Origin of the sequence: Sedimenticola hydrogenitrophicus (assembly GCF_025175675.1) — a bacterium.
GTDB lineage: Bacteria > Pseudomonadota > Gammaproteobacteria > Chromatiales > Chromatiaceae > Sedimenticola > Sedimenticola hydrogenitrophicus.
The window spans coordinates 23,350-29,654 of record NZ_JANIOA010000049.1 but is presented as its reverse complement, the minus strand read 5'-3'; the positions used below and the strand labels follow the sequence as shown (position 1 = coordinate 29,654).

Sequence of the window (6,305 nt, the reverse complement as noted above, 5' to 3'; positions counted from 1 at the left end):
TTGGTGGCGGACCTGTTCCAGGCCCTGCCGGAGCTGGCGCAGCGGTTGTGACCAGTGGCATCATGGGGACTGGAAGGGGCGGGTTCCGTGAACGGAATTCTGCCTGGTCGATCTGTTCGATACAGGCCGGGAGGCAGCAATGAAAAGAATGATGAAAGGCGTGCTGGGGCTACTCTGCCTGCTGTTGATTTTCCCCCTGAGTGCGGCAGAGATCGCCAGGGTGACGGTACCCGATAAGATCAGCCTGGAGGGGGGGCACCGGCTGGTACTGAACGGGGCGGGCATTCGCTACAAGTTCATTTTCAAAATCTACGTCGGCGCGCTCTACCTGCCGGAAAAAATGCCGACCGCCGAGGAGATAATCGCGTCGACCGGGCCAAAGCGGATCCTGATGCGCTTTCTCTATGACAAGGTGGATAAGCGGGACCTGGAGCAGGCCTGGCGCGAGGGCTTTGCGGCCAACCATGATGAACCGGCGATGCGACAACTGGAGGAACGACTCAGCCGTTTTTCGGCACTGTTCAGCGATGCGCTCAAGGGGGATGAGTTCTGGCTCGACAATATTCCCGACTTCGGAACCCGGGTCTCTGTCAATGGCGAACCGAAGGGCACCATTCCCGGGGATGACTTCTATCCGGCCCTGTTGCGTATCTGGATAGGCAGTGAGCCGGTCACCACTGAGTTAAAGCGCGCGATGTTGGGGCAGGAGTAGCCAGACTCCTGGTCCGCATCCGCCACAAATTTGTACTGATATCGCTTGTCTCTTGCCTCCGCAAGGAATATCTGTCCAGCAAAACGGCTGGGAATTTCCATGTTTTTTGATCCGATGCCCATTTTTCAGCCGGGTTGGCATGAAATTACTGATTTCACTCGAACACCTGATATGATGCGGCACGAAACCTATAGAATACCAGGCAGAAAACATGGTTTTAACCGACTACTTTACGGATGATGACACTGGTCTGCGATTTACCCGAGCGCAGGCGAGCCGGTTTGCAAAAGAAGTTGCCCATGACTTTAATCCCCTGCACGATCAGGACGCGAAGCTGTTTTGCGTGCCCGGGGATCTCCTGTTCGCCGTGACCCTGGCCAAATATGGTCTGAGCCAGCGGATGTGCTTTACCTTCTCCGGTATGGTGAGTGACGGGACCGGGCTGCATTATCGGGATGGGGATGGGGGTGACCTTGTCCTGGTGGACGGCCAGGAGAAACACTACCTGGAGATCGAACGCCACGGGGCGGTGTCCCATGAACCGGACCTGATAGCGGATTTCACCCGCCACTATGTGGAGTTCTCGGGGAAGAACTTTCTCCATGTTCTGGTCCCCCTGATGTCACAGGAAGGGGTGATGATCAACCCGGACCGGCCGTTGGTCATCTATCAACAGATGTCGATAGATCTGCAGCGTCTGGATATAGACCGCCCTTCCCTCGAGCTGACCGACACCCTCATTCAGGTGGACGGGAAGAAGGGCGATGTACGGATGCGGTTTTGCCTGAAGTCAGGCAGCAAGGTGGTCGGTGCAGGCGAAAAACGCATGGCACTGCGCGGCCTGCGGCCATTTGACCAGGCCGGAATGGACCGCATGGTTGAATCCTATGTCGGCTATCGACGGGCGCATACCGCCTGACGCATTTTTCGGCATCCGGCTTTTCCGCGCGATCCGGACAAAGGGTGCCGTTCCGTAGATGCAGGTGAGCTTGCGAACCGCGCCGGCTGCCGGCATCGAGATTGATACGGTTCGTGCCTCACCGGCATCTTACTCCTGAATGCAGACATCCGCCTGGGCACAAAAACCGTATCCACCCTCAGACTCCCGGGTACCTTTGCGGAATCGATCCAACCGGAACGGTCAGACAAAGAACAGTAGTGAGAGCAGGGCGCCGAGAATGATCAGCACGTAGGAGCCCGGAGAGATGCCCTGGTCCTTTGTGCGCATACCGATAAAACCCTCGAACCGGTCCTTGGTGGCGATACTGAGAATCCCCAGCAGGATGAAAAAGGTTCCAGTGTAGGCGGCAATCTGTTTCAGGATGGCGAGCTTTTCCGGGTCTGTCCCGCTGACGCCGCCGCCGATGGTGGTGAACTTGTTGGCGAATGACGTATCCGGAACGACCATGAAGACGACCGACACAAGGAATAGCGTAATGGCGAGTTTACTCATGCTCTCTTTATCCCGTGCTTCAGGCATGTACCCAAAATAAGGACCTGCTGCGACTGTTGTATAGCACGAATTATAATTGTCCTCAATCTCCGCCCTGTTGATGAGCGTCGTTAATCGTTATTATGGCCGTTATTATAGCGACGGCGTCCGTGGGTGAAATACGCTCGATGTCCGTGGGATACCCGGGTCGGCACTCGCCCGTGCGGGGCGTGCCGCAAGGAAAATCGATTTGAGGATTATATGAACTACGACATCGTCATCATCGGGGGTGGACCGGCCGGCCTCAGCTTTGCCCGTTCGCTCGCGAACAGCAGATTGCGTGTTTTGATCATCGAACGTAGCGGGGCAGCCGAGCTGGAATCGCCGATGATCGACGGGCGGGATATTGCGCTGACCCATTTGTCGAAAAAGATCCTCACCGGGATGGGGGTGCTCGCGCGCATCCCCGCGGACCAGATCGCCCCGATCAGGCAGGCCAAGGTGATCAACGGCAACTCATCCTACTGTCTCGATATCGACAGTAAACGGGAGAATGTGGAGGCGCTGGGCTATCTGGTCCCCAACTACCTGATCAGACAGGCGCTGTATGCCGAGGTGGCCAAGGTCGGAAATGTGAAGCTGCTGACCGATACCGCGGTCAGTGATGTGCGGATCGAACAGCAGCAGGCGACGGTCTTTCTCTCCAATGGGGATAGTGTGGCGGCCTCGCTGGTGGTGGCGGCCGATAGCCGATTCTCGGAGACCCGGCGCAAGGTGGGCATCGCCGCCTCCATGCAGGATTTCGGGCGGGTAGCCATTGTCGCTCGCATGACCCATGAACAACCCCATGAGCAGATCGCCTATGAGTGTTTCCACTACGGCCGCACCCTGGCGGTGCTGCCGTTGAACGGCAATCTCTCCTCCACCGTGGTCACCGTCTCGGCCGATGTGGCCGGCCGGATCCAGTCACTCAGCGATGAAGCCTATGCCGCGCAGGTACAGGCGCGTTTCAATAATCGCCTGGGTGAGATGCGACTGGTGGGTGAACGCCACGCCTACCCCCTGGTGGCGGTGCATGCCGACAAGTTCGTCAAGCCCCGCTATGCCCTGATCGGGGACGCGGCGGTGGGGATGCATCCGGTCACGGCCCACGGCTTCAATCTGGGCCTGCGTGGCCAGGACACCCTGTTCAGGGAGGTCATGGCGGCGCAGCTGCAGGGGCGGGATATCGGTGCGCCGGCGGTGCTGGAAAACTACCAGCGCAAACACATGCGCGTCACCTGGCCCCTGTATACCGGCACCAATGAGATTGTCAGTCTCTATACCAACGATTCGCTGCCGGCAAAAATCCTCCGGGGTCTGGTGTTGCGGGTGAGCGACCATTGCCCCCCGGTGAAGCAGATGATCACCCGCAAACTGACCGAGCTGGGCGGCCGGGAAGAGCCCGGTCTGCCGTTTCTGTAGGTGGTGGTTTATTCAGAGCGGCTCATGATCATCTCTTCCAGGGTCCTGGATTTGAATTCGCGGCGGTAGAGCACCCAGACGATACCTCCGCTCAGGGCGATAAACAGCCACGGATTGATAAACCAGCCGAGTACCGCCAGACTGAAATAGTAGGTCCGCAGTCCCTGATTGAAGTTGTTGGCCGCCAGCGAGGCGACATGGGCGATACGGATGGCCGAGGCCCTGCGCTCTCGTTCCGAGACCGGGGCATCCGGGGTCGGGGCACCGCCCAGCATGACGGCACAGAAGCCGTATTGGCGCAGGCTCCAGGTGAACTTGAAAAAGGCGTACATGAACAGGCCCACCAGCAGCAACAGCTTGAGCTCCCACTCTGAACGGCTGGCATGAATGGCGAAGGGCACATCCGCCACCAGATCGATCACCTTGTCGGTGGACCCCATGACGGTCACCACGCCGGCCAGGATCAGCATGGTGGCGGAGGCGAAAAACGCCACGCTGCGCTCCAGATTGGCCAGCGCCGTGGTGTCCGCGACCCGTACATCCCGGGTCAGCATCTGTTCCATCCACGCCTGCCGATACTGATGCAGCACACTGGAGAGGCAGTGGGTGGTCAGCGCCATGCGTTTGGAGTAGATCATGTAGCCGTAAAAACAGACCATGAACCAGACAAAGGCGATGATGCTCTGCCAATGTTCCTCGGCAAAGATGGTGATTTCATTCATGGAAATGGCCGTGCTGCGCTATTGGGTTTTACGACTGCCGCTGCATGAACCCTGTGATCAGTGGCCATTGTAGATCTCGGCGATAATCCGCTGGCAATGCTCAATGATCAGCTTCCGCTTGGTCTTGAGCGTGGGGGTCAGGTAGCCGTTCTCGACACTCCATGGCTCGTTCAGCAGCACCGCCTTGCGCACCTGCGCATAACCCGGAAAATCGCGTAGTTGATCAGCAATCCGCCGATACACATGGTCCATCACTTTTGGGTGCTGCAGCGAGGCCGGATCCTCGGGATCGAGCTCCAGTCCTTCCGTCAGACCTTTCCAGTGCTCCGCTTCCGGAACGATCAGTACGGAGAGGAAGGGTCGTCCCTCGCCGATGACCAGCACCTGTTCAAACAGGGCATCCATGGCAATGGCGATCTCCATGTCGGCGGGTGATACCTTCTCGCCATTGGCCAGCACGATGATGTCCTTGATCCGCCCGGTGATGTAGACATGCCCGGTAGCGTCGATCCTGGCCACATCGCCGGTGTGAAACCAGCCCTTCTCGTCGATGACCCGGGCCGTCTCCTTGGGGTTGTTCCAGAAACCCAGCATGATGGCATCACCGCGGGCCAGCAATTCACCATTCTCGGCGACCGACAGCTCGGTGCCGGGAAGCGCCAGTCCCACGCTTTCCGGAATATTGTCGTCGATCCGGCTCACCGCCAGCACCGGGCTGGTTTCGGTCAGACCATAGCCCTGCAGTACCGGTACCCCCAGTGCCAGGAAGGTCCGTGCCACATCCGGCGGCAGCGGGGCTCCGCCACTGATGGCGGTGCGCAGACGACCGCCCAGCTTTTCCGTGATCTTGCCGGCGACCAGCTTGTCCAGCAGCGGCCAGAGCAACAGCCAGGGCGACCAGTTGCCGCGCTTCTGCTGATACTCGAAGCGTCTCCAGCCGACATCGACCGCCAGCTTGAACAGCTTGCGGGCAATCGGGGGCTTCTCATCCAGCCCCTCCTGTATCCGGGCGTAGACCCGCTCATAGATACGCGGCACGCTGATCAGGAAAGTGGGGCGGATAATCAACAGGTCCTCGGCGAGCTGCAGGATGGAGCGGGCATAGGCCACGGTGATGCCCGCCATCATCGCCAAATAATACCCCCCGGTCCGTTCCAGCATGTGCGACAGCGGCAGGAAGGAGAGCAGGATGTCATCGTCATTAATGGTCGTGGTCAGCAACGCCTGGTAGGTGTTGCTGAGGATATTATGGTGGCTCAGCATCACGCCCTTGGGGTGACCTGTGGTCCCCGAGGTGTAGACGATGGAACAGAGGCCGTGGGGATCCAGGTCATTCAGCACCTGGTATTCGCCGGCCGTGGCCGGCAACCACTCATCCAGGTGCCGGACCCGGTCATCATGGGCCAAACCATCGAGTGACTCGATGGAGACGATGCGGTGCACGGTGGGCAGCTCATTCCTGACCGGTTCCAGACTGGCCCACTGCTCCCGGCCGTGGATGACCAGCAGTTTGACCGCCGCGGCCTCGGTGATATAGGCGACGTTGCCGCCGCGGTCGTTATAGAACAGGGGGACGCTGACCAGTCCCAGGCCCAGGGCGGCCTGATCGAACATTACCCATTCGCGGCGGTTTGGCATCATGATGCCCACCCGGTCGCCGCGTTTCAGCCCCTCCTGCAGAAACGCCTCCTGCCAACTGGCGGTTTCGCTGCGCATTTCTGACCAGGTACTGCTTTTCCAGGTTGCCTGCGCCGGGTCGTAATAACGATAGGCGATGCGGTCGGGGGTACGTCCGGTGCGCTCCTTAAACAGTCCTGCCAGTGTAACGGCCTCGTCCAGGGTGATGATTTCCTGGTTGGGTTTCATAATGCTCTCCTCTCTAGAAGCTGTCTGGCATCACCGGGAGTGGTCCTGGAGATGCCCCATCAGCTTCATTGCAACCTTGGTGGTATGTTTTTTTCCGGTTGTCGTGGTG

The 6,305-nt window shown here is 59.0% G+C and carries 6 protein-coding genes; 3 read left to right on the top strand and 3 right to left on the bottom strand.

Going from position 1 to position 6,305, the window contains the following annotated elements; all coding sequences use genetic code 11:
- Window positions 1-139: 139 nt before the first annotated feature.
- Both NPX02_RS18735 and NPX02_RS18730 read left to right on the top strand, forming a co-directional pair.
- Window positions 140-712 (top strand): chalcone isomerase family protein, encoded by a 573-nt coding sequence (locus NPX02_RS18735; RefSeq protein WP_260295461.1) that lies wholly within the window; start codon window positions 140-142, stop codon window positions 710-712.
- 211 nt (window positions 713-923) lie between these two features.
- Window positions 924-1,631 carry a DUF3581 domain-containing protein gene (locus NPX02_RS18730; RefSeq protein WP_260295460.1) on the top strand — a complete coding sequence of 236 codons (708 nt, stop codon included), beginning with the start codon at window positions 924-926 and terminating at the stop codon, window positions 1,629-1,631.
- Window positions 1,632-1,853: 222 nt separating this feature from the next.
- On the opposite strand, the gene NPX02_RS18725 is transcribed toward NPX02_RS18730, so the two are convergent.
- Complete coding sequence (locus NPX02_RS18725) at window positions 1,854-2,165, bottom strand: hypothetical protein (RefSeq protein WP_260295459.1); 312 nt, start codon at window positions 2,163-2,165, stop codon at window positions 1,854-1,856.
- Between the two features lie 153 nt (window positions 2,166-2,318).
- On the opposite strand from NPX02_RS18725, the gene ubiM reads away from it, so the two are divergent.
- A complete protein-coding gene (ubiM, locus tag NPX02_RS18720) occupies window positions 2,319-3,608 on the top strand; it encodes a 5-demethoxyubiquinol-8 5-hydroxylase UbiM (protein WP_260295458.1) in 1,290 nt (429 codons plus the stop codon).
- A gap of 8 nt (window positions 3,609-3,616) precedes the next feature.
- Here the strand turns inward: ubiM and NPX02_RS18715 are convergent, their stop codons facing one another.
- Together NPX02_RS18715 and NPX02_RS18710 are read right to left on the bottom strand one after the other, a co-directional pair.
- Entirely contained in the window at window positions 3,617-4,330 is a 714-nt protein-coding gene (locus NPX02_RS18715) for a DUF599 domain-containing protein (protein ID WP_260295457.1), read from the bottom strand.
- 57 nt (window positions 4,331-4,387) lie between these two features.
- Window positions 4,388-6,196 (bottom strand): AMP-dependent synthetase/ligase, encoded by a 1,809-nt coding sequence (locus NPX02_RS18710; RefSeq protein ID WP_260295456.1) that lies wholly within the window; start codon window positions 6,194-6,196, stop codon window positions 4,388-4,390.
- Window positions 6,197-6,305: the final 109 nt, after the last annotated feature.

Excerpts from the sequence above, each read along its gene's own strand:
- NPX02_RS18735 (WP_260295461.1), top strand. The coding sequence starts at position 140 with ATGAAAAGAATGATGAAAGGCGTGCTGGGGCTACTCTGCCTGCTGTTG.
- NPX02_RS18730 (WP_260295460.1), top strand. The coding sequence starts at position 924 with ATGGTTTTAACCGACTACTTTACGGATGATGACACTGGTCTGCGATTT.
- NPX02_RS18725 (WP_260295459.1), bottom strand. The coding sequence starts at position 2,165 with ATGAGTAAACTCGCCATTACGCTATTCCTTGTGTCGGTCGTCTTCATG.
- NPX02_RS18715 (WP_260295457.1), bottom strand. The coding sequence starts at position 4,330 with ATGAATGAAATCACCATCTTTGCCGAGGAACATTGGCAGAGCATCATC.
- NPX02_RS18710 (WP_260295456.1), bottom strand. The coding sequence starts at position 6,196 with ATGAAACCCAACCAGGAAATCATCACCCTGGACGAGGCCGTTACACTG.